Source organism: Candidatus Dependentiae bacterium (genome assembly GCA_018266175.1).
GTDB lineage: Bacteria > Babelota > Babeliae > Babelales > RVW-14 > JAFEAY01.
The window spans coordinates 133,782-156,934 of record JAFEAY010000003.1; the positions used below are offsets into that span (position 1 = coordinate 133,782).

The window sequence follows — 23,153 nt, forward strand, 5'->3', positions numbered from 1 at the left end:
AGCTGCACAGATATAGATCTGTTGACTCGGCTTGGATAAGCCAGCTATCGTGAGATAAATAATGAGATAGAAAAATTGAGAGGGGTTGTCATGCATCGCTGCGCCAAAAGAATACGATTTTTTCTTCTGTTACTTTTTATCAAGGGTATTGCGCTCTCTGCGCTGCTTGTTAACACAGAAAAATATATACCTCATAATCATGCACTCAAAGAGTTTGATGCTTACCTGGTATCAAAGGTTAAGCGTCATAACCTCAATCTTTCCAAGCACGAGCTCCGCAAAATTGCGACAACTGGACACGTGCTTATTACCGCACATGGAAAAAAATTAACTCCAAAACAGTTAAGTACCATCAAGCGGAACCTAAGGCACTACCTCAAGGCACGATTTCCCGCAAAATATAAACCGGCAACCAAGCCGCTGAATATGCACTTTCGCTTAGCAAAGCGGGCAATCAAAGCAACACTCTTTGACTATCTGACCAACCGCATGACAATCAGCAACCCTGACTACCGTAACGCGATGTGGCACACCGTGCGTGGTTTTGTTATGCATCAACTCTACCAAAAATCATACTTTGATGCGGCAACAGGATCGCTTGCCGTCGATTATAACGATATGACCGCTATCATTGCAGGAACACAAAAACTTTTGGCGAGTTACCAAAAACAACTTCCTGCCCAAGCTCATCACGACGCAAGCTCAACTCAACAAGCTTCAAGCTCACATACACGCAAGACACTCACTCATCGCAAAAAACATCTTGTTACGCTGAAAAAAGCTCATAGCTTCGTCCATGCAATCATACAATCAAAAGGTGTTCCAGGAACCGAGCGAAACCAGGTTTTTAGAGACATAATGGCTAAGGTTAATGGACGATCAATCAATGGAAAGATCGATCATTACGACATGAAAAAACTTGCTCATGATGAAATTCAGAAACATACAACGCAGCTTACAAAACTGGTGTGCAAGCTCTGCCATAAACAGATTAAGGCACCCAACAGAAAAATGTATTCATGCAAGCATGCGTACCATAAAACCTGTTTGTATAAAAAGTTTGGAACGGTTGAATTCATCAAGGGACTCAGCTCATCCAAGCAATGCCCGGTGTGCGTAAAAAAATAGTTTTTAGTTCATCAAGCCTTGGAGTGTGTGGTGATGATATTCAACAAAATAAGCCTGATTTTTATTCTATCCTTCATGGTTAGCATTTCTCAAAATTTTGCTTTGAATGTTACACCCAAGACAAAACCAAATCCTGGAATTAATAATGAAAATGGAAATGACTGTTTTTTTAACGCTTCCATGCAAGTCCTCAGCAACATTCCAGCACTTGAAAAAATTTTAAACAAAGAAAATTATTACATCGCAGACTCTATTCCCGGCCAGTTAATTGCGTTTTTCAATAAACTTCGCACAGAATCAAATGCCATTTCTGGATCAAAAGCTCTTCGTGCTTATATCGTTAGAAATACCAAAAATGAAAGCATCAAAAATATGGCCTTAGGGCAACATGATGCCCAAGAATTTCTTTCATACGTTCTCTCCACACTCACAGAAGAATCAAAGCCAACATTTGAACTCAAACGAACTATCACTGAGTTTTTTAGAAGTAGATATGCAACACACAATTTCCACGAAGAAGTATTCAGCTCCTTTAAACACAGACTTGAGGCATACCCAATAACGAATATTGAAGATATTAAACATCACTTGAAAGATATCACTTCTATCGAAGGGAACAAGAAAAGTGCCTCTAGTAATTATACAACAAAAATCTATGCTATTACTGATGCTCAAATAACTAAAATTCAAAATGACATAGATCTTTATGACTGGGAATCTGTCCTCAATCACATTCAACTCAAAAATCAAATCACCGCTGATGTAAAAAATGTTTTTGAAATAACGCTCCAATCAACTCTTGTTTGTCAGCAAGGATTACACCAATCAACACAACTCGATCCTGCATGGCTACTCTCGCTCCCAACCCCAAATCAAGCTACTGCTGTAAGCCTATTAAGTCTTCTAAATAACTTTCTTAATCAAAGCGAAAGAGTTGATGAATTTTTTTGTGAATCGTGCGGTTCTCTGGGTGGCACAAGAAAATTCTCTCTTAAAAAACTACCCCGAGTTCTTGTTTTATCACCTAAACGCTTTGAACAACTTAATGGAGTTGCAAGCCGTATCATGACACCAGTTGCATCGCAAGAAAAACTTGTCCTGGCTGATGAAACAGGAGAGGTCACTTTCCATTTGATTGGTGTAGTCTTACATCTAGGTGGCACAGGCGGAGGTCATTACAATGCAGATGTTAAAGATAGCGGTAGTCACGCATGGTACCATTACAATGATTCATCCCGTAGCAATCAATCAATAGCTGGCGTAACTGCAGCTGCTCAGGCACCATATATTTTCTTTTATCAACGACAAGAAACTCCAGCTGATCAACCAGAACTAATCCAACCAATTGCTCCCAAGCCAGAACCAATTCTTCAGCCAGAGCCAATTAAACCGATTACTCCAAAGCCACAGCCTGTTCAACCTAAACCAGAACCAATTCAACCTAAGCCACAGATAGTACCAATTATTGATGAAACCTTTTCCGAAAAACTCAAAACACTTCAAATGAGTACAGAAATAAAAAAAGCAAAACTGGAAAATGAACTCAAGAAAAATCCAGGATATCGATTTGCGCATGTAAAAAGCGGTGAAAGCATACTCCATCTCTTTGTTGACTTTTTAGAAAGCCTCTTAGAAAGAAAATCAAAAGACGAAGTAGAAAAGCTGATTACGAATAAGATACCCCCTACTGATAATTTTTATAATAAAAAATTTGAATATGCTAGCTTTATTGATGAATTTTCACCTCAAACATATTTTAAATTTTTTGAATTTCTTGTAGAAAATTTTGATATCAATACTCCGCACCCTCTTTCTAAAAAAACCGCCCTCGAACGCCTTCTTGAAAATTCCTCACTCCAAGATGAAATCAATAAAAATGATGATCCCTACAAATTTGATAATTTTATAGAAATAATTATGAATAAAGAGGGAACTTCTAAAACTGATTTTAAACAATCAGATATTGATAAAAAAAATGTTACAGATGCATTTGATAATATAGTTCAAGAACTCCTCACCAACACAGCACTCTCAGAGAAAATAAAAAAATTGGAAGCAGACAAAGCACTCGAAAAAATTAAACAAGAAATAATCCAAGAAGCTCTGGTATCAACAAAGCCGCTTCAAAATAAAGATGTTATTGATCTGATTAGAAAGAAAATTACGGACTCCCTTGTGCAACCACAAGATCCACTCAGTGAAAAATTAAACCAACTAAAACAAAGATTAACACTGCTTAAAACAAAATTAGGACAGCTCAGCAATAGTCTTACACATCTGAAAAAAGCACTGTCACAAAGTGAGACGGGAAAATGAAATCAATACGCGTTCTTGTAGCTATTTTTTCAATTTTCTTGAGCACAGGACAAGCTGGTGCTATCAATCGAGGTCTCATCAATTGCGCGAATAGCTGTTACATGAATGCAAGCACTCAATGTTTCTCTCATATAACGCCACTATCAGAGTATCTTAAAAAAAATGAACCGACATTTATGCACGATGAAGAAAGCGATGGAATAGTACAATATATCGGTTTATTAAAAGATTTGCAGGCATCAACTGAAGAGCAAGCCCTATCTGAAGGCCCTCTGGATATTAATACTGAAACAAATCACTTTCATCACACTATCATCAATCGAATTGCAGATTGGTGGGGACTTGATGAGCAACAAGATACACCCGAATATTTAGAATACTTTCTCAATTATCTCATGAGCAAAGATCCTAACCCTGATTTTATTAAACAATTATTCTTAATACAGAGTCATTCAAAAGTAATGTGTGCATCAGGTCACCTATCTGAAAACGCTGCGAGCCCTGACTTTATACTCAAAATTTCGATACCTGAAACACCAAACGCCTCAATTGAATCTTGTATCGAAAAATATTTTGAAGAAGAACAGTTAACAGATGAAAATCAATATCAATGTGATCTGTGCAACAGAAACGTTGATGCAACTAAACAGTTATCGATTGCAGATGCTCCTCCCTACCTTATTGTCTCGCTTAATCGATTCAAAAATATAGAAGAAGAAATTGAGATTCAAAAAACAGAAAGTGATGAAGATGGCAACGTCATAACCGATGATAAAGGTTTCCCTGTAACAATTACAGAAAATCAAATTATTTATGTTCAAGAAAAAATTATGCAACCTGTTACTTTTGATCAGAATCTGACACTCCCTCCTCATATATTTTTAGATCAATCAATTGGGAATATAACCTACTCACTCGTTGGCTTTGTCGTTCATCAAGGTGCATTTGGTGCTGGCCATTACTGGGCCTATGCAAAAGATCCGAGAGATAATACATGGAGAAAATTTGACGATGAAACTGTTTACGATGCAGAGAAACTTGTTCAAAGAATTGCAGCAGCTGGGATAGAAAAATTTAACATTCAGAGTGGTAGCGAAAGCGAAGAAGAAGAAGAAGACTATGACGAAAACCTGGATGGAACGCCCTACATTTTCTTTTACGTACGCGATAATTTACCAGAAGAGCTCAACAACTATCTAGTTCCAACATTTGAAGATCCTTTGGCCAAAAAATTACGCCTCCTCAAGAATAAACTCATGAATTTAAAAAATAGACTCACTACGCTCAAAAAAAGCTTGGAGCAGCTGAAACACGATCTTGGTGCATAAAAGTTAAAAAACATCGTATCCCCCTAAAAATCAATTACTTATCCATAGTAACTGAATGTATCAGACCGACACAAGCCACTTAAGACCATTCATTGCCATTGAACCTATCGTTGATATACTTTGTATAATCCCACCAAAGCAAGCTGTAACATAAGTTTTTAAAATCGTAAGGGCTTGGATCATGAAGCGGTTACCAATTGGACTCAGTGATTACAAAAAACTCATTGAAGATAATTACTACTACGTTGATAAAACATTACTTATCCAAGAGCTTTTTTACAAGGGTGGAATAGTAACACTCATGCCTCGCCCTCGCCGTTTTGGTAAAACACTCAACTTATCAATGCTCAAATATTTTTTTGAAAAAACAACAACATCACATGCTTACCTTTTTGAGGATAAAAAAATCTGGCAGATCCCTGAAATGGCAAAACTGCAAGGGAAGTTCCCCGTTATTTTTATAACTTTTAAAAGCATTAAAGAATCGAACTGGCAGGATACCTACCATAAAATTATTCATCTCATTGCTTATGAATATCGACAACACAGCTATTTATTAGATAATGATATTTTAGATACAAACGAAAAAGAATTTTTTAACAAAATAACCTCGCTTTCATCTACTCATGCCGATTATCAGATGAGCCTGCTCTATCTCTCACGTTTTCTTGAACGCTATCACAAAGCTAAAGTCATTGTCTTAATCGATGAGTATGATGCCCCTATTCACATGGCCTTTGTTAAAGGATATTACCAAGAAGTAATTTCATTTATGCGAGGTTTTTTGACCGATGTCCTCAAGGATAATCCTAGCCTTGAACGAAGTATTGTAACCGGCATTTTGCGCACAGCAAAAGAGGGAATCTTCTCAGGCTTAAATAACCTTAAAGTCGCTACGGTTTTACAGCAAGACTTTGCGAATAGCTTTGGCTTTACGGAGCAGGAAGTTGAACGTCTCCTCAAAGACTATCAGCTTGAAAATATTCATGCCGATTTCAGAGCGTGGTATAATGGCTATTTAATCGGTCAAACAAAAATTTACAACCCATGGTCAGCACTTAATTGTATTGATGAATCCGGCGTATTTCGCCCCTACTGGGTCAACACGAGCGACAACGCGCTTATCAATACGATTATTGCCGAAGCAAGTACACAGGTTAAAGATGCTTGCGGCCTCTTAATCACTGGAAATTCTCTGCCTGATATTATCATTAATGAAGGCATGGCGCTGCCAGGCATGCTCAATGATGCAAACTCAATTTGGACACTTCTTCTTTTTAGCGGCTATCTCACCGCAGCATCATCCCACGTTGAAGAAGGACTTACGTATGTCGAGCTTATACTTCCCAATAAAGAACTACTCATTCTTTTTAACACGCTCGTCGACAGTCTCTTTAAACAAAGCTTAGGTAATGACGATTTTAGATACCTAGAATCTGCACTGCGCGATGCTGATGGTGAACTTTTTGAAAAACTTTTAAGTAAATTTATGATACAAAGCATGAGTTTTCATGACATCTCTGATGCAGAACCTGAAAAAAGTTACCACCTTTTTGCCCTAGGTTTGTTGGTACTCTTTTCAAAAAAATACGCCGTACGCTCAAATCGCGAAAGCGGTTATGGTCGTTACGATATCATGCTTATACCCCAGGACAAAACACTGCCCGGCATTATCATAGAATTTAAGAAAAAAGATCTTAAGGAATCTATGCAAAAGTGCGCTGATCGTGCTCTTGAGCAGATTAAGAGTAGAAGCTATGCGACTGAGCTCGAGAGCCGAGGGGTCAAAAAAATTGCATTTTTTGGTATCGCTTGTCACAAAAAGAATGTTTTGCTTAAGCAAGCATAAAAATACAATTTACTGACTTCAAATAAAAAATTTTAAGGCCCTGAATACAAAATAGTACTCAGAGCCTTAAATACGCTTCTGGATCTCGATAAATTATCAATATCTTATTTTAAAACCAATTCGCAACGCTTACACAGTTGCTTGTCATGGGTACTGATGCACCAATGCCAACAACGTGGGCATTTAACCCCATCGGCATGCTCAACCTTGAGCGACAACCAGTTAAGATCGGTTGACTGACAGTCGCCAAGTGACGAAACAAACTCAACATGTGAAACAATGAGCCAGTCTTTGAAGAATTTATTCACATCTTCAAGCGATTTATGTTCTTGTACAAATTCATTGAACAGGTCGCGTATGCCCTCAATCTTGGTGACGTGTATAGTCACTTTTGCCTCGAGTGAATGCTTGACGACACCCTGCTCACGCAATGGTTCAATTGCCTTGAGCACTGCAGCGCGCAATTCATGCAGCATGATCCAGAAGCCTTGCATTTTCACGGTCGACTCAACACGCGACTGACCAAGTGGTACACGTAGATGATCAACCGGACGCAACTCTTCCCAAATATCTCGACAAGGGGCAAAGTCGGTCAAATGAACAGAATCTTGATCAAGCCCAACATGATCGGCAATTTCTTCTGCAGTAAATGACATAATCGGCGCGAGCAAACGAACAAGCACCTGGAGCATATGATACATAACCGTTTGGGCCGAACGCCGAGGATGACCATCAGCTTTTTCACAGTACAAACGATCCTTGATAACGTCCAAGTAAACAGCACTCAAATCGTTGGCACAATAATTATTCACCAGCTGCACAATGCTTGAGAAATGATACTGCGCGTAAGCATCTTGAACTTTTGCATTGAGCTCATGAAGCTGCGCCAAAGCAAATTGATCCAAACTCAAAAGACTTTCTAACGCAACCAGATCTTTTGATGCATCAAAGTCATACAAATTTGAAATAAGAAATCGGCAGGTGTTACGAATTTTTCGATACACTTCCGCCATATTTTTAAGCACTTTTTCAGAAATAACAATGTCGTCTTGATAATCGGCACTGGCAACCCACAAGCGCAAAATATCGCGGCTGTACTGCTTGATTACTTCATTGGGCGCAACTACGTTGCCAACCGACTTGGACATTTTGTGCTTTTTTTCATCAACCACAAAACCGTGTGTTAACAACGCTTTGTACGGAGCTTTGCCCTCAATCACCATTGCACAGAGCAAAGAGCTTTGAAACCAGCCTCGATGCTGATCGGACCCTTCAAGGTACAAGTCTGCAGGAAACCCTAACATGTTGGAATCTTGAGCAAGCACGGCATAGCTGCTTGCACCGGAGTCGAACCAAACATCAAGAATATCCTCTTCTTTAACAAAAGAGCTTACATCGTTGTTGCCACAACTTGCGCATGCAAAGTCTGGCTTGAGTAAACCTTCTTCAAGAAGATCGGTAATGGTCACCCAATCCCAATATTCAACACCTTGATGCGCAACGCGGTCTGCAACTTTGGCAATAAATTCTGCATCCAAGTATGCCCAATTACAGGTGCCGCATAACAAAGCTGGAATCGGAACGCCCCATTGGCGCTGACGCGAAATGCACCACTCGGTTCTGTTGCCAACAAATGATAAAAGACGCTGCTTACCCCACGCAGGAATAAATTCAATATACTCAAGCTCGTGCAACGCTTTAGAAACAAGATCATTTTTTTGCAGATCACAAAACCACTGATCGGTTGCTCTGAAAATCAACCCATTGTGACAACGCCAGCAATGTGGATATGAGTGAGTAAGGGAGGTTTTATGAAGCAAGCGCCCTTTTTGTGCCAATGCCTTGAGTACCCAAAATTGCCCATCGGCAACCGGCATTCCCTCAAGCTCTGCAGGCATGATGCCAAAGGTATATTTTCCATCATCGGAGACTGGTGAGAAAATTTCTAAATTATTTTTAATACCAAGCAAGTAATCGTCTGGCCCGCAACCCGGCGCACAATGCAAAACAGCTGTTCCTTCATTGGCCAAAATTGATTCATCAAGCAGAACCGGAACGGTGACATGGTCAATGAGGGGATGATAGACACGCTTGTCCTGAAACACAACGGCATCAAATTCTGCAACAACCTGCTTTTCAATAGTAAGCATCTGACAAATTTTATCAGCTAACTGAGCTGCAACAATAAATGCTCTGTTGGTTGTAGGCTCCTTGAGTACAACATATTCAGTGGTAGGATTGATGACAAGCGCACGGTTGAGCGGCAAAGTCCACGGCGTTGTTGTCCAGACTAAAAAATTAACTTCAAGCTCTTTGTGCTTTTCAAATGCAAAAGGGAAGGTCATGCGTGCAAGTTCGTCTGGCACGGGAAAGAGCACATAACTGGATGGATCTTTGCGATCTTGATATTCAATTTCTGCTGTTGCAAGTACCGTTTTGCACGAAGCACACCATGGCACTGTTTTGCCCTTGCGCTCAATAAAACCTTTTTTTACAAAGGTTGCAAGTGCTCGCACGGTTGATGCTTCATAGGTTGGATCCATGGTTGCATAGCGTGTTGTCTGATCTGAAAGCACGCCTAGGCTTTCAAATTCCTCTTTTTGCGCAGCTATCCAGCCAGAAGCATATTCACGGCACGCTTGCTTGACCATCGACTTATGGAGCGCATTTTCTTGGGCTTGTGTTTCAAGCTCTTTCATTACCTTGAGCTCGATGGGGAGGCCATGACAGTCCCACCCTACAACAAACGGAACGTACTTGCCGATCATGCGCTGCGACTTGCAAACGATATCTTTCAAAATTTTGTTGAGCGCATGCCCCATATGAATATGACCGTTCGCATAAGGAGGGCCATCATGCAAAACAAATTTTGTTTTGCCTTTGTTTTTCTCAACAACTTTTTGAACGATACCACGCTCTTTCCAACGCTTCAAAAGTTCTGGCTCTTTTTCATGCGCATTCGCACGAATTGAGAATTCGGTTGTTGGTAAATTTAAAGTACTTTGATAGGGGTTCTTTTGTTCTTTTTCATTCATGGTCTATTCCTGGTTAACAAAAAGGGAAACTTTTGGTCTAGTTTAACGCATTCATTGATTTGCGCCAGGGTATATGCCCCACAAAAGCGGATACATCTGACAACTCTATAATAATCAAAAATAAGAAATTCCCGAATTAGGACTTAATAATTGCTTCAAGTTGGTCAACAAGATCATAATGCTTGAAATAGATTCCAAAAAGCCTGACAGACTCCCGACTTGATAATTTCTCTCCACTTTCCTTCAGAAGAGCGATGCATGCTTTAATTGACTTTACAAGACCACTTATTTCAGATTCAGACACAAAGTTAATGCCTTGAGCCATTTTTTCAAAAATAATGTCGACCTCTTTTTGAGGCAAACACTTCAGAATAGATGCAGGTATCGCTTCTATAATCGCTTTAATTTCTGCACCCGAAAGCGTCTGGAGTAATGATTTGATTTGTGCCGGCTTATCATCTATTAGTGTTATTGACTCCTCCACCCCAGACTCAGAATCTAATAAAATCTCACTTGAAGTGGTAAAATAATTACCCCAACTAGTGAGGTCAAAGTATTCAAGCAATTCTTGCGGAATATCAACAAAAGGGATATCTCCCAGAATGACAGAATAGGCTACAAGAGCTATAATTGGCACAGCGATTGCCGTTTTATAATTAAGCAAAAAATGTATGGCTTTATTGTAGTTGCTTATCGGTCTATCTTCACGAGAATCAACCGCCTCTGCAGTTGATACACTCAGCGCAAGCAAAACTATACAAAAAAATGAATAAATATTTTTTTTAATGATCACGATACACCCAAAAGACTAGTACTTTAAAGCTAACCTAAATAGATTACCAGAGCTGGTAATGATTACAAACGAGCGCAAAATACCAGTTTATCCAAGTTTAAAGCAATATATATGACAGATACTAACCGGCAAAAGCCGGCTATAGGCGTTTGCAGAAAAATGGGTAAATTATTATACTATATGTAATAATAAGTCGTAATAATCCCCACAATCATTACTTAAAACCACAAATCGCAATACTTTATTTGAAAGATAAGACTATGAATATCTCAAAAAAAATTATGTTTTTTTTACTCCTTGCTCTTGTTTCAGGTGATGCGCTCTGGGCCGCACAACCTCAACAAATGTGCTTTAACCATGATGAGGAAACGTTTTATCTCACAAATATCGGTACTTTAAGAGATTTACTCGAAACAAAAGAGCTCAATGTTAATGCACGCGACCAAGCGGGAAGAACTTTATTAATTGCTGCCATAGAAGCCAACAGCTTAGACGTTATTGAACTTTTGGTTGCAAACGGAGTTGATATTGACCTAGGAATTGATTGCGCCGAGCAACCGCCCTTACACTGCGCCATATGGAATTTTCATAGTGGTATTGTCGAGTTTTTATTAGACCATGGAACACAACATATCAACTATCCAGATGCTGATGGCACGCTACCTCTTTGCACCGCTGCGCATGGCGGAAGGCTCATCAATGATATCGATGATAAAACTATTACACCGGAAGACCTACAAACCTATCTCCCTGTGTGCCAAGAAATGATTCGTCTTTTGGTCAGCAGGGGTGCTGATATCAATGGAAAAAATACACCGGGTGAAACAGCGCTCCACGAAGCGGTCACCTGGGGACTTCCAGAGCTTGCCAAAACGCTTATTGATTTAGGCGCTGATATCAATGCTCAGGATAGCAAAGGAAAAACACCACTTGATTATGCATATGAACGCGATAACCAAGAAATTATCTCAATTTTAACTCAACCGATTCATGCATGATAATTCATAAATAGTTCTAAAAATTAGTTCATGGAGGTTATAAAACATGAGTACTTTTTTTAAAAAAATACTTTGTCGTATTACACTATTTTTTGCGTTAGCAGTCACTCAAAATGCACAAGCAACCCCAAACTTTGATATTTTACGTGGCTTTGAACAGATTACTCAGATCCCTGACCATGCAAATCCTTATGCAGGAATGGCATTGCTTCATATGATGCCAACATATCTTAATGCACTTGATGAAGAGCAAACTCCCGCAACAAAAAATTTACTCCATCACTTATTCAAATGCCCATATCCAGAGCTTGACTCTTCACACATCTTACCGGTGACAGGAGAATTTCAAGTTGCTCACCACCTCAACCCATTACTTATTGGGGAGATAATTGCAACTATCGATTTCGCACAAAAAGATATCCCGCAAAGCATATCAGTTGAAGATACTCAACAAAAAATAATGGACCTCAAAGCTATTCTTCTTCACAAGCTGAATACTCATCTTCCAAATACATCAGAATTTCATAAAAAAAATAGACACTTTGTCGACTTGCTGATCGAATCACTCAAAGAATGCGGCTCATTAACCCTTGACGCTCGAAACGCTCGGTTAATTAATCATTTCGCATCAGGAGCTCTGCTTGCATTTCTATGCCTTATGGCGTCAGATAAAGAATCTCTTCAAGAATATTGCATCGCTTATCAAGTGGAAAAAAATAGATTAGAAGGTACTGAATTGGAAATTCAATACCCCATTGAAGAAATAGCAACCACTAAAAAAAGAAACGTCCTTATATCTTGGAACGCTGCAAAGACAATAAATTCTCAATCAATTTTTATCGACTCGCTCATCACTTTTCTTAAAAGTACCCATAATGAAATGGCTCAAATAATAGAAATTCCAGACATAAAAACACGCGGAACAAGATACCCCGTTTGCATTGAAACACTTCTGTGCAACTTGGTACAATTTACGCTTAAGAGTTCAACTTTTAAAAACAAGGAATTGAGCATAATAAACTTTTTTAAAGAATCTCAAACGCAAAATCTTGAACAACATATCACAGATTTTAGCCAACTCATTAATAATTTACCCGGATTTGTATATGGCAAAATTATAACTTCAGATGACAACGTAGTTAGTCGACATACTAAAAAATTCGACCTAGCTTCAGAAATCGATGGTTTTATACATATTGGTGACAATTTAAGTGAAAGTAAACTCACAAATTTTTTTAAAAATCGAGAAGATTTTAAAATCATTAAAGAACAAGATGGCATTGTATTCATACATTTAGGGAATAAAATTCTCGGCGTTTATAACCCTGCAAACACCTACGGGCTAGCAATACGTGCAAATCTTAATAACATTATTTCAGGGCTAGTTCATCTTCTTGAAATCAATTTTGAAGTAGATAATGCACAGCTCATGTGTAATGCCACCTATGCAAAAGAGATTTTTGACTCACTTGCACCGCTTATTGACTGGAAACTAAAAACCTTAGCTAATTTTGATAATTGTGAAACTTTAAGTATTTCTGCATCAAACAATACCGGTGGCTTAATCATCAATTTATCGGCTGTTCACGGCTTTTGCTCTTGCCCAACAGAAAGAGAACGACTACGGGGTAGAGCCAATGGTTATAGCTTAAGTCTCTTCAAATTACACTGCTCAACTCAAGAAACACAACATGCTTATAAATCACTCATCCTTCTCACCGCACTTGCTCCGTGGAATCTAGCAAAACTCATTACTATGAAAGCAGCACCAAAAAACCCTTATGGGGGCCTTCCAGGAGTTGAACCAGTAACTCAAATGATATCAGAAATTCCAGAAGGGCTTGCACGCCATCTCTATCTTGGGCAAGAAATCAACGATGAAAGTTGCGCCATAAGTATTATTGATATTTTGCAGAACGATAGAGGTTATCGATTTATTGATGTTATCAATTTTCTGCACAAAAATATTAAAGCTGCTTTATCTATTAAAACTAAACAGCTTTTAAACAACGCTCTTTGTGAATCAACATGGATTAACGAAAATCAAGAGCTTGGTGAAAAACTCAACGCTCTTGTCGTATAAAAATCATCATCAGTTAATCTCACGCGGCTCAAGGTTTTTCATAAGAACCTTGAGCCTATTTTTTTTGAAGCAATGAAGCTATTGCCAGCGATATACTACACAAAACAAGGAAGAGTAGGCACAGCGTTATAACATTTAAAAATACACTGCCTTGAAATAGAGCACTTGGCTTACCGCTTATTACGTTGACAGCGTATGAATCAAGAACAAGCTGACTTTTTTGAACAAAAATTTGAAGGGCTTGATCAAAATTAAAAAGCGAGCGCATTAGGAAAACTATACCAAAAAGCGCTCCTGTGCTGAGCAGGTAACAATCAACGCCTGGGCGATACAGATCGTTCCTCCCTACAGGCCCGCTGCGCACCAACCATGCACATACAGCAATAACAGTACATACGACGGGAATAATCAAATTACCCAATAGTTGAATCATCGGAACAAACTGTTCTGAGGCAAAAATCGCCGACGGTGTGAACCTCAACCATGATTTAAGGGCTGCAAAGCTCAGCATATTTTGATAGGGAACAACAGGATTTGCCCATGGGTTTGCATAAAATAAAACGAGAAAATTGGTAACAACGGCGCCATAAAACCAGGCAAACAAAAACATGCGTGTTATAAGTAACAATGGAACCAGCCACATGAAATATTGAGGGCAGATGCCTGAAAGGCCGAAGAGGAGCGCAAACGTAATGAGTATTGCTTGAAACGCCGTTATGCGCGATCTATAATAAAACCAGGCCAGTACCGCAATAGCTCCCAAGAAAAGAAGCCTATGTTTTAACATTGAGGCAAGCACTGAATCTTTAATCAGCCAGAAAAATGGCAGCCCAAGGACTTGGACCCCACGATTGCCGTAACGCCCAATCGTGTCTGCAAGTTTAAAAAGATTAAACCCATACCAAACCAAAAAAGCGGCTACCAAACTACATACTAGCGCAAAGCCAAAACATGCCACAAACTGAAATTTCAGGTATTTTTTTACCGATTGCGAAGCCGTTGACCAACGGAAAAACGCTTTGCAAATTTCATCTAATTTCTCTTGTGCTGGCGTAAAAAAAAATGGCAAGAAAATAAGCGAAACCGGCTTGATAAGCAGCGAAAATCCAAAGACAAAACCAAACCAGAAAAATTTGGTGTATGTATCTTGAAAATAGTCTCGAATATAAAAACTCAAAATTAAAAAAAATAAAAACAGCGCATCCCATTGACCATGAATTGAGGTAATAATAATGGGAATTGGGCACAATGCATAAGCTAAACCAGCCCATTGAGCAATTCTAGGTTGATGTTTCTTAACGATATCAATAATTAACACTGCTAAAAGCGAGTCAAAAAAAATGGGAACCAATTTCATACAGAATGCAACAGGAAGCCCCGTTTTAATAATCAAAAATCCTGGGATCCACAAAAAATAGGTCAGAACAGGAACATAGTTCCACATGGGAAATGCAAGCAAATCGTGATGTAAGGTACAGTGCGTCATCGAAATGAAGCAAGGAATATCGACGCTGCCAAAAAAAATATACCCCAGAAAGCTCCGCGTACTGAGTGCGATAAAAAATATTATAAGGCGACGTGCCCATGAATATTGAAAAAAAGATTGAGGTAATGATTGAGTTGAAAACATAGATCACTCACCATAATATTGTGTAAGCATTTTATGATAAATCTTTTCCATCATTGGACAAAAGAGTGTACTCACCGCTTTTAAATCTTGAGCACTTACTTTTGCAGAACTCACCGAAGCTGTTCCATGAATATCAGAACGATGCTTGTCAACAAATGACCCTTGTTCAGAAATCGCTTTGGCCGGCAGCTTCCAGTATGCTCCTAAAATATCAACACCTACCTTGCGATTGATGCGATAGGTTACAAAAACAAGTCGCATGGTTGCATCGTACTGTTTACCGTCAACGGTAATCGTTTTTGATGGAACATATTCCTCAACAAGAAAGTTTTTTGCTTTGCCCAGAAGCCAAAAACCATAGCAATAAGGCGACTGGTTGCTCATTTTTCTGAGTGTTTCTCGATCGTATAAGATAGTTTTCAACGTTACATCAAGCTCATCTTTTGTAACAAAAATCACTCCACGCCCGCGACTACCATCGGTTGGCTTTACAACATATAAGTCGCTATTCATCTCATCAATAATAGATTGTGCAAGTGAAGGAGTGTATCGCTTTTTGCACGGCTTACAGACGGGCCTGTATGCTTTGAGCTCATGATCTTCTTGAAATAAAAGATGCGTATTGTGCTTATTAACAATATGAGTATACGCAACTTGATTAACGAAAAGAATTGATGGAAATTTACGCCTCATCGCTTCAATGGCAGGCCGCTGATGATCTCTTCTAATAAATACAATCGCTTGATAATTTTTTAAGTTTCGCAATCCTTTTGCACGAGCATCTGCTTCAATTATGCCTTGCAGCCGTACAACACTCTGCGCAGACTGCCCACCAATGCGATCAAGCGCATCACTGCCGGTTGATTTTCCGGCATGACCAACATACCAAACTGGCAAATTAAAACGTGCCAGATAGTTCCAAAATCTCTCCCAAACACTCCCCCGCCCATACAAGGCGTCGTGTCCATTAAAGAGCGATTGCCCACAATCACCAAATTCAAGAACCTTGAGATTTTTTCCGTCATATTTTAAATCTGCTATACAAAACGAGATATCATCAGGTACTTTTTTTTCAGCTGCCAGAATAGGCAATATTGAACTCAAAATAATTACGCTCACCAGCGATAGAATTTTAGATTGCATACTGATTTTCATGATCCTTTTCCTTTTTTAAACGGTTTGAGAAAGCACCATTAAATGCCTTCTCAAACCTATCATAAGATCATGTAATCAGCTAGATCAGAAAATTCAAGGTTTCAACATACTTTGATAAAGCTTTTTCATCATAGGCTTAAAAATTTGAGAAACATGCTCCAAATCATCTGGAGTAACTTTTACTGAATTAACTGGAGCTGAACTATGAATATCAGAGCGATGTTTTTCGGTGAGGCTATTATTACTGGTTAAAGGCTTCCCCGGAAGCTTCCAGTATGCTCCCAAAATATCAATTTCAATTTTTTTACCGAGAGAGTTCATCGCAAAAATCAACCGCATCGTTGGATCATAAGGTTTTCCAGCAATCGTGAGAATCTTGGATGGAGCATATTCTTCGACAAGAAAATGCGATGCACCATCAGTAAGCCAAAAATCAAACATACGCGAGCTGACATTTCTCATTTTTCTTAAATTTGACCTGTCTCCCAATAGAACTTGCAACATTTCATCAAGCTCATTCTTTTTCACAAAGATTACACCTTTACCGCAACTTCCATGAGTTGGCTTGATGACATACGTATTGCCTTTTAATTCATTAATGATTGATTTCGCCAGTCCAGGAGTATACTTTTTTTTACATACCTTACAGCCCGGTCTAAATTTTTTTAAGTCATTATCTTGCTTGAATAAAATATCAGTCCGGTATTTATTAATAACGTGATGGCGGACTTTTTTATTAATAAAAACAAGCGATGGAAATTTACGCTTAAGCAATTTCATGCTTGGTTGAGAATATGCTGTTTTGATAAATACAATACCTGCAGGATTACTCGAATCATATTTTTTTTGATCCCTATCTCTATCAATTGCTAAGGATAAAGCATTCATAGTCGATACACGCTTACCGCCCATTTTTTTAAATGATGGCAATCCTATAAATTTCTTATCTCCACCAATAAGCCAAAGTGGAGCTTTAAATGCTGCCAAATATTTCCAGAAAGAGGCCCAAATAGCACCGTTGCCATACAAAGCATTGTACCCGGTAAACATGGACTCAGCACAATCACCAAACTCTAGAATTTTAAGATCTTTTCCATCATATTTCACATCGGCAATACAAAATGAAATATCATTGGGAAATTGCCCAGAAGCACCTACACAAGAGATGCTTACCATCAAGCAAAGCATGAATATTTTTATCATCACAAACTCACTCTCTTTGTGTTAAAATCAGCTTGTTTTTATTTTTTTATCTTTATTCTTGGTACTTGCAATCATTTTTGCGTAAACACGAGTCAATGATGTAGTCAAAATTTCTCGAATACGCCTCATGTCAACAGGGTCAACAGGGAGCGAAAATATTGCTCGATCGTATTGATGAGACTGATGCACTTCATTAAGTGAAGCATCATCTCCAATTCCATAAATCGGAAGCTTCCAGTAGGCACCCAAAACCGTTATCGTTATTTTTTTGTTCAAGCAGTGCATGGTAAAAATTGCACGCAACGTTGCATCATATTTTTTCCCTTCCAGCTCTACAAGCTTTGATGGAACATACTCTTCAATCATAAAGCGCGAGTTGCTATCTTGAGACCAATAAGCAACCGATTCATTAAGAGTCACTTTTGTTTGCCCCTGTTTTTTAACTTCAACCAAAATAGTTTGAAGCATAGAACTAAGCTCTTCTTTTTTTACAAAGATTATGCCCTTGCCGTACTGGGCATTAAGCGGCTTAATGACAAACATATCACACTGCATCGTGTTAATAATTTTCTGTGCAAGCCCAGCATCGTAACGCTTAAAACAGACCATGCTTTTAGGGCGATATTGTCGTAATTCATCATCTCTAAATAGACGATCAGTCTTAGACTTATTAAAAACAAATTTATCTGCAATCTCATTAATGAAAAGAGCTGATGGAAACTTCTTTCTCATAGCGCTATTCATAGGACCATATTCAGGTCTATGGCGACTAATGTTCATTAAAAAAGCGCCGTTATAATCTGGATATGTTCCATCTGCGGCTGGTGGACTCAAAGGCGAAATATACCCTTCAACCTCTTCAGGATTAAGAGCAAAGCGTCCTCCTAATCCCAGAAATGTTTCATACGCTATAAATTCAAGCCATTTTTTCCCCACAGGAGATTCAAATGATGGAGTCCTCATGTACCACATTGGACGATTAAATTGAGCTAAGTACTTCCAAAACTCACGCCACGCCGCACCAAAGCCAAACCAGCGATCGTATCCATCAAAGCCTGAACGCGGCCCACCACCAAATTCAAGAATTTTCAATGCATCATCATTGTATTTAATATCAGCAATACAAAATTCAATACTCAGTTCTTGTTTTTGAGATATAACCTCTGGCACAGCACCCATCAATGAACCCAAGGTCCCTGAGAAAATAATAACGAAACTTAATTTTAAAAGTTGCATAGTTTTTTTCCTCATCATCATTTTTTATTTTTTTATTTGAGTAATCATCTTTGCATAAACACGGGTGAGCGATGTTGTCAAAATAGCCCGAATTCGCTCCATATCCAAAGGATCAACGGGAAGTGAATAAACTTCTCGATCATCATGCTGGCTCGATTGATGAACATCGTTGAGTGAAAATTGATCATCAACCCCGTATACTGGAAGCTTCCAATAAGCACCCAGAACTGTTATCGTTATTTTTCGATTCAAGCAATGCATAGCAAATACTGCTCGAAGCGTTGCATCATATTTCTTTCCCTCCAACTCAACCAACTTTGATGGAATATATTCTTCGATCATGAAGCGAGAATTGTTATCTTCAGACCAGTATGCAATAGCTTCAGCAAGAGGAACTCTTAAGTGCTTTGTATCTTTCACCTGAACCAAAATAGTTTTAAGCATAGAATCAAGCTCTTCTTTTTTTACAAAAATTATCCCCTTCCCATATTGTGCATTAAGCGGCTTAATCACAAACATGTTGCACTGCATGGTATTGATAATTTTTTGCGCAAGCCCAGCATCATAACGCTTTAAGCAGACCATGCTTTGGGGGCGATATTGTCGCAACTCATCATCTCTGAATAATCGATCTGTTTTAGATTTGTTAAAAATAAAATTATTCGCAATTTCATTAATAAAAACGGCTGAAGGGTATTTCTGCTTTAAAACATCATAAATTGGACCAAACTCTTGCATTCTTTTGTTAATTAAAAAAATGCCATTATAATTCGAATATGTTCCATCAGGCCCAACAGAGCTGAGTTGAGAAACAAGATGTTGTACTTCGTCTGAATTGAGCGCAAAACGGCCGCCTAAGCTTGTAAAAGTCTTCGCTCCCATAAAGCTTATCCAAGGCTCTCCTATTGGAGTTTTTATGTACCACATTGGACGATTAAATTGGGCTAAATACTTCCAAAACTCAGTCCACATTGCACCAAAACCAAATGAGGCATCGTAACCCTCAAATCCTGAGCGTGGACCACCACCAAACTCAAGAATTTTCAATGCATTATCATTGTACTTAATATCAGCAATACAAAATTCAATCTTAAGCTCCTGATTTTGAAATGCAATATCAGGAGTCATACTTATTAACGAACCAATCATTCCCAAAAAAACAATTGATACATTACGCGTTAGCCCTTGCATAGATTACTCCTTTTTGTATGAGACAAAATCGTCAATACAACTTTTTTAATTCTGCATTTCTAAAATATTGGTATAAACCTTTTTAAGAAGTTGAGGCATAATTTTTCTAATATGAGCCATATCCGCTGGATCAACTTTTGCCGACCGTACACCGCTGCCAATATAGACATTAGAGATATGCTTATCGATAAGCGACCCTTCATCTTCAAGCGATTTTGCTGGAAACTTCCAAAACCCATCTAAAATAGTAACCGATGGCTTCCCATCACTATAATGCAAACAAAATGCAATACGTAATGTTGCATCAAACGATTTGCCCTCAGCCTGGATAATTTTAGAAGGAGCATATGCTTCCACGAGAAAAATATCATTCTTGTCATGAGCCCAATATTTGTAGGCTGGCTCAATAGATTCATCTTTGAGTTGTTCTGGTTTTTTCAAGATTAAACGAAGCGTTGCATCTAAGTCATCGCGCATAACGGCAATAACCCCCTGACTTAATGTTGAATTCTCCGGCTTAATCACAAACATGTCGGCTTTTAATTCTTCAATAATTGATTGAGCAAGCATTGGTGTATATTTTTTGGGACAAACTTTACATGCAGGACGAAATTGACGCATCCACGGTTCATTAAATAGCTTATTCGATAGCAGCTTATTGCTCATCTGTTTTCGCGTAAATTTTCCAACACACAACGACAAGGGAAATGTTTTAAGAATTGCTCGAGGAGAAACAACCGGCATTTTATGACGCCACATGCTAAAAATAATCGCCCTATATCGGCTAGCTTGCCACCGTTTTCTCAAAGCCCCTTTTTGCCCACGAGTTACATTTTTTTTAAGTTGAGCCAAATTTGAAACAAGATGCCCATTCAGAGACCTAAAAGTATCTATCCCTTTAACCGCTAAGCTATCATGATCAGAAGCCGGGTCAATAAGCCAAATAGGTGCATCAAAGCCTCTGAGATAAGTCCAAAATTTTTCCCACATTTCACCTGGACCACACAAAAGATCATAGCCAACAAATGCTGAAAATGCACCGTCTCCAAATTCACAAATTTTTACCTGCTTACCATCATATTTCATATCGGCAACACCAAAAGAAATATCATCCGGTAAGCCCTTACTCAAAGCTTGTTGAGTTGCAAAAAAAGTGACTACAATGCTCAGTAATAAAATCTTCATTCTACCCTTTGCGGTTATGTTACGGTCAGTGCATTCAAACGAGTTGTGCTTTGTCCATCTGGATTCGTAACCGTCAGATTTTTGCTTCCAGGTGGCGTTCCAACCGTTGAAATTTCAATCACAATTGTTGTTGGATTTATATATTCAATTTCAGTTACCGTAACTCCACCAGAAATTGAAACATCTAAGCGACAATTAAACTCATCACCTGGATCAAAAAAACCAGAATTGTCTTGGCTTAGACCATTAATCTGAATTGATACATTGTTTTGCCCTTGAGCAACTGAAGATGTATTAAGCGATGCAATGGTTGCAGGAGGTGGGGCTTTGATTTGTGCAACACGAACCGCCCATGAATTTCTGGTATCACAGTATTCTTGAATCGTCCAAAAAGTCATATCATCACATGGATCAACACTGGTGTATGAATAATCACCCCATCGTCGAGCGCCGCTATTACTTCCAGGATCTCCGGGAGGATTATAAGTACCAGCACTTAAGGTAAAAAAAGTGGGCGAACTCAACACCCCAGGCCCATCGGTAACAAAGCGACGAGCAACCGCTGCATTAATACGATTATTTGCCCCAGCAGAACTGCAACCTAATGCCATAGTTCCTTGACCTGAAACCATAAGTGATGGCATCCAATATGATGGCTGTAATGTGTTATTTTTTAGGGTTCGATGCGATAAAGTTCCCACTTGAACCAAATGAGGAGTACCCGTTAGATTATCTATTTCATACCAGCGGGAGCCATTGCGAGTCAATGAACCAACTGCAGCCCCCTTGTTGTTAACCGCAATATTATGAGTCGTCCACAATGAGCCATCTCGAATCTGTGCCATCATCAATCGATCATCAATTCCATCCAAACGCCCCGCAAAGCCGCGTCCATTTCCATAATGCTGCACGCGCAATGGATACTGAGTCGCAGGAACGGCAAATCGTATATTCCCCGAAAGCGTTGGAGACCCGGCGGGATTGGAAACTCGACGCATAACAAGACTACCGAATCGAAGATTATCAACCCCAATAAAAAAACCGTATGTTGGTGTTGAATCAAAATTATCGACCCCCTGGGGAACATACATCCCCTCACCCGCAGGAGTAATTAAATTATTGAATGCGGTAACAAAAGCCGATCCCAAACCCAAAATTGAGCTTTTGCGAATAACTAAAACCCTACTGCTATTGTAATCACTAAATGTTGCACCACCAACGTACAAAGCATTTTCATCGATCCCAAGTGTTGGGTAATCAAGAAAAATATCTCCACCCATTCCTACCGAAAAAAAAGTCCAGGTAGTTCCAAGGGAAAGCGTACCACTATCGCTTACTGCGATGAGCAGCTTATTGGCTCCAAAATCGGGAACCGTGATGGCTATCACAATCCAACGATCTGATAGACGATCATACCTGATACGAGGGTCACTGGTAAAAGCACTGCCGCGCACAGGATTAAAAAAAATGTCTAAGTCTGCATTGATGCCACCATCTGCAGATCCAGTTATTTTACTAAAGCTCTTGATTCTGCCGTTAATTGCCATGGTGAATTGCGTTGGTCCAATTGCACCCATGCTATCGGGAGGAAAAAATCCTACATTGGAAAATCGTATAGCTTTAAAATTAACGCCAACCACCGGAGCAATTGCTCGCGTCGAAGCATGGATTGAATCATCGACTTCCAAGCCCACGCCAATGCCTTGGCGTGCAGGTGCGAGAACTTCTTGATCACGGTTACGCACGTGATGTGTTGAACGAGATTTTATTGGATGTTTTTTGAAAAATTGTGCACGTTCTTGGTGCAATCGAGGTAATTGACTGCGAATCAAGTGCTCACGCATCATGATTGATTCAGCTGATTCTTGAATAGGGGGTTCACAGGCAAGCAATTCTCCTGAATATTCTTGAGCAATACTGACGCTGTGAATTAAAAGAAATAATATTGATAGCGCTGTTACTTTTCTGAAAACAACACACTCCACCCTTTTCTCCATCTCTCTCCTTGCCGTTTTTTACATAA

15 protein-coding genes are annotated in these 23,153 nt (G+C 39.1%); 6 read left to right on the plus strand and 9 right to left on the minus strand.

Annotated features, from left to right (window positions below; all coding sequences use genetic code 11):
- The first annotated feature begins 90 nt into the window (after positions 1-90).
- The 4 genes from JST56_00630 to JST56_00645 all read left to right on the plus strand — a co-directional run bounded on the left by JST56_00630 (position 91) and on the right by JST56_00645 (position 6,621).
- On the plus strand, positions 91-1,128 hold the full coding sequence (locus JST56_00630) for a hypothetical protein (protein MBS1987479.1): 1,038 nt from the start codon (positions 91-93) through the stop codon (positions 1,126-1,128).
- 30 nt (positions 1,129-1,158) lie between these two features.
- Positions 1,159-3,444 (plus strand): hypothetical protein, encoded by a 2,286-nt coding sequence (locus JST56_00635; protein MBS1987480.1) that lies wholly within the window; start codon positions 1,159-1,161, stop codon positions 3,442-3,444.
- Positions 3,441-4,772, plus strand: a complete 1,332-nt coding sequence (locus JST56_00640; GenBank protein MBS1987481.1) for a ubiquitin carboxyl-terminal hydrolase — start codon at positions 3,441-3,443, stop codon at positions 4,770-4,772. Before JST56_00635 ends, JST56_00640 begins: the two co-directional genes overlap by 4 nt.
- Positions 4,773-4,953: 181 nt before the next feature.
- Positions 4,954-6,621 carry an AAA family ATPase gene (locus JST56_00645; GenBank protein MBS1987482.1) on the plus strand — a complete coding sequence of 556 codons (1,668 nt, stop codon included), beginning with the start codon at positions 4,954-4,956 and terminating at the stop codon, positions 6,619-6,621.
- 104 nt (positions 6,622-6,725) lie between these two features.
- Here the strand turns inward: JST56_00645 and ileS are convergent, their stop codons facing one another.
- Positions 6,726-9,656 (minus strand): isoleucine--tRNA ligase, encoded by a 2,931-nt coding sequence (ileS, locus tag JST56_00650; GenBank protein ID MBS1987483.1) that lies wholly within the window; start codon positions 9,654-9,656, stop codon positions 6,726-6,728.
- A gap of 136 nt (positions 9,657-9,792) precedes the next feature.
- Positions 9,793-10,449: a hypothetical protein gene (locus JST56_00655; protein ID MBS1987484.1), complete on the minus strand. Its 657-nt coding sequence runs from the start codon at positions 10,447-10,449 to the stop codon at positions 9,793-9,795.
- A gap of 260 nt (positions 10,450-10,709) precedes the next feature.
- On the opposite strand from JST56_00655, the gene JST56_00660 reads away from it, so the two are divergent.
- Positions 10,710-11,447: an ankyrin repeat domain-containing protein gene (locus tag JST56_00660; protein ID MBS1987485.1), complete on the plus strand. Its 738-nt coding sequence runs from the start codon at positions 10,710-10,712 to the stop codon at positions 11,445-11,447.
- A gap of 46 nt (positions 11,448-11,493) precedes the next feature.
- Positions 11,494-13,530: a hypothetical protein gene (locus tag JST56_00665; GenBank protein MBS1987486.1), complete on the plus strand. Its 2,037-nt coding sequence runs from the start codon at positions 11,494-11,496 to the stop codon at positions 13,528-13,530.
- A 55-nt stretch (positions 13,531-13,585) separates the two neighbouring features.
- Here JST56_00665 and JST56_00670 read toward each other — a convergent pair whose 3' ends face one another.
- The 7 genes from JST56_00670 to JST56_00700 form a co-directional block, all read right to left on the minus strand.
- Positions 13,586-15,160 (minus strand): hypothetical protein, encoded by a 1,575-nt coding sequence (locus JST56_00670; protein ID MBS1987487.1) that lies wholly within the window; start codon positions 15,158-15,160, stop codon positions 13,586-13,588.
- Positions 15,161-15,163: 3 nt separating this feature from the next.
- Positions 15,164-16,315 (minus strand): hypothetical protein, encoded by a 1,152-nt coding sequence (locus JST56_00675; GenBank protein MBS1987488.1) that lies wholly within the window; start codon positions 16,313-16,315, stop codon positions 15,164-15,166.
- A 93-nt stretch (positions 16,316-16,408) separates the two neighbouring features.
- A complete protein-coding gene (locus tag JST56_00680) occupies positions 16,409-17,521 on the minus strand; it encodes a hypothetical protein (GenBank protein MBS1987489.1) in 1,113 nt (370 codons plus the stop codon).
- A 24-nt stretch (positions 17,522-17,545) separates the two neighbouring features.
- Positions 17,546-18,754: a hypothetical protein gene (locus JST56_00685; GenBank protein MBS1987490.1), complete on the minus strand. Its 1,209-nt coding sequence runs from the start codon at positions 18,752-18,754 to the stop codon at positions 17,546-17,548.
- 24 nt (positions 18,755-18,778) lie between these two features.
- Entirely contained in the window at positions 18,779-19,945 is a 1,167-nt protein-coding gene (locus JST56_00690; protein MBS1987491.1) for a hypothetical protein, read from the minus strand.
- 45 nt (positions 19,946-19,990) lie between these two features.
- Positions 19,991-21,130 carry a hypothetical protein gene (locus JST56_00695; GenBank protein MBS1987492.1) on the minus strand — a complete coding sequence of 380 codons (1,140 nt, stop codon included), beginning with the start codon at positions 21,128-21,130 and terminating at the stop codon, positions 19,991-19,993.
- 14 nt (positions 21,131-21,144) lie between these two features.
- Complete coding sequence (locus JST56_00700) at positions 21,145-23,127, minus strand: hypothetical protein (protein MBS1987493.1); 1,983 nt, start codon at positions 23,125-23,127, stop codon at positions 21,145-21,147.
- Between the last annotated feature and the right edge of the window lie 26 nt (positions 23,128-23,153).

Excerpts from the sequence above, each read along its gene's own strand:
- JST56_00630 (MBS1987479.1), top strand. The coding sequence starts at position 91 with ATGCATCGCTGCGCCAAAAGAATACGATTTTTTCTTCTGTTACTTTTT.
- JST56_00640 (MBS1987481.1), top strand. The coding sequence starts at position 3,441 with ATGAAATCAATACGCGTTCTTGTAGCTATTTTTTCAATTTTCTTGAGC.
- JST56_00645 (MBS1987482.1), top strand. The coding sequence starts at position 4,954 with ATGAAGCGGTTACCAATTGGACTCAGTGATTACAAAAAACTCATTGAA.
- ileS (MBS1987483.1), bottom strand. The coding sequence starts at position 9,656 with ATGAATGAAAAAGAACAAAAGAACCCCTATCAAAGTACTTTAAATTTA.
- JST56_00660 (MBS1987485.1), top strand. The coding sequence starts at position 10,710 with ATGAATATCTCAAAAAAAATTATGTTTTTTTTACTCCTTGCTCTTGTT.
- JST56_00665 (MBS1987486.1), top strand. The coding sequence starts at position 11,494 with ATGAGTACTTTTTTTAAAAAAATACTTTGTCGTATTACACTATTTTTT.
- JST56_00670 (MBS1987487.1), bottom strand. The coding sequence starts at position 15,160 with ATGTTTTCAACTCAATCATTACCTCAATCTTTTTTTCAATATTCATGG.
- JST56_00675 (MBS1987488.1), bottom strand. The coding sequence starts at position 16,315 with ATGAAAATCAGTATGCAATCTAAAATTCTATCGCTGGTGAGCGTAATT.
- JST56_00685 (MBS1987490.1), bottom strand. The coding sequence starts at position 18,754 with ATGCAACTTTTAAAATTAAGTTTCGTTATTATTTTCTCAGGGACCTTG.
- JST56_00690 (MBS1987491.1), bottom strand. The coding sequence starts at position 19,945 with ATGCAAGGGCTAACGCGTAATGTATCAATTGTTTTTTTGGGAATGATT.
- JST56_00695 (MBS1987492.1), bottom strand. The coding sequence starts at position 21,130 with ATGAAGATTTTATTACTGAGCATTGTAGTCACTTTTTTTGCAACTCAA.
- JST56_00700 (MBS1987493.1), bottom strand. The coding sequence starts at position 23,127 with ATGGAGAAAAGGGTGGAGTGTGTTGTTTTCAGAAAAGTAACAGCGCTA.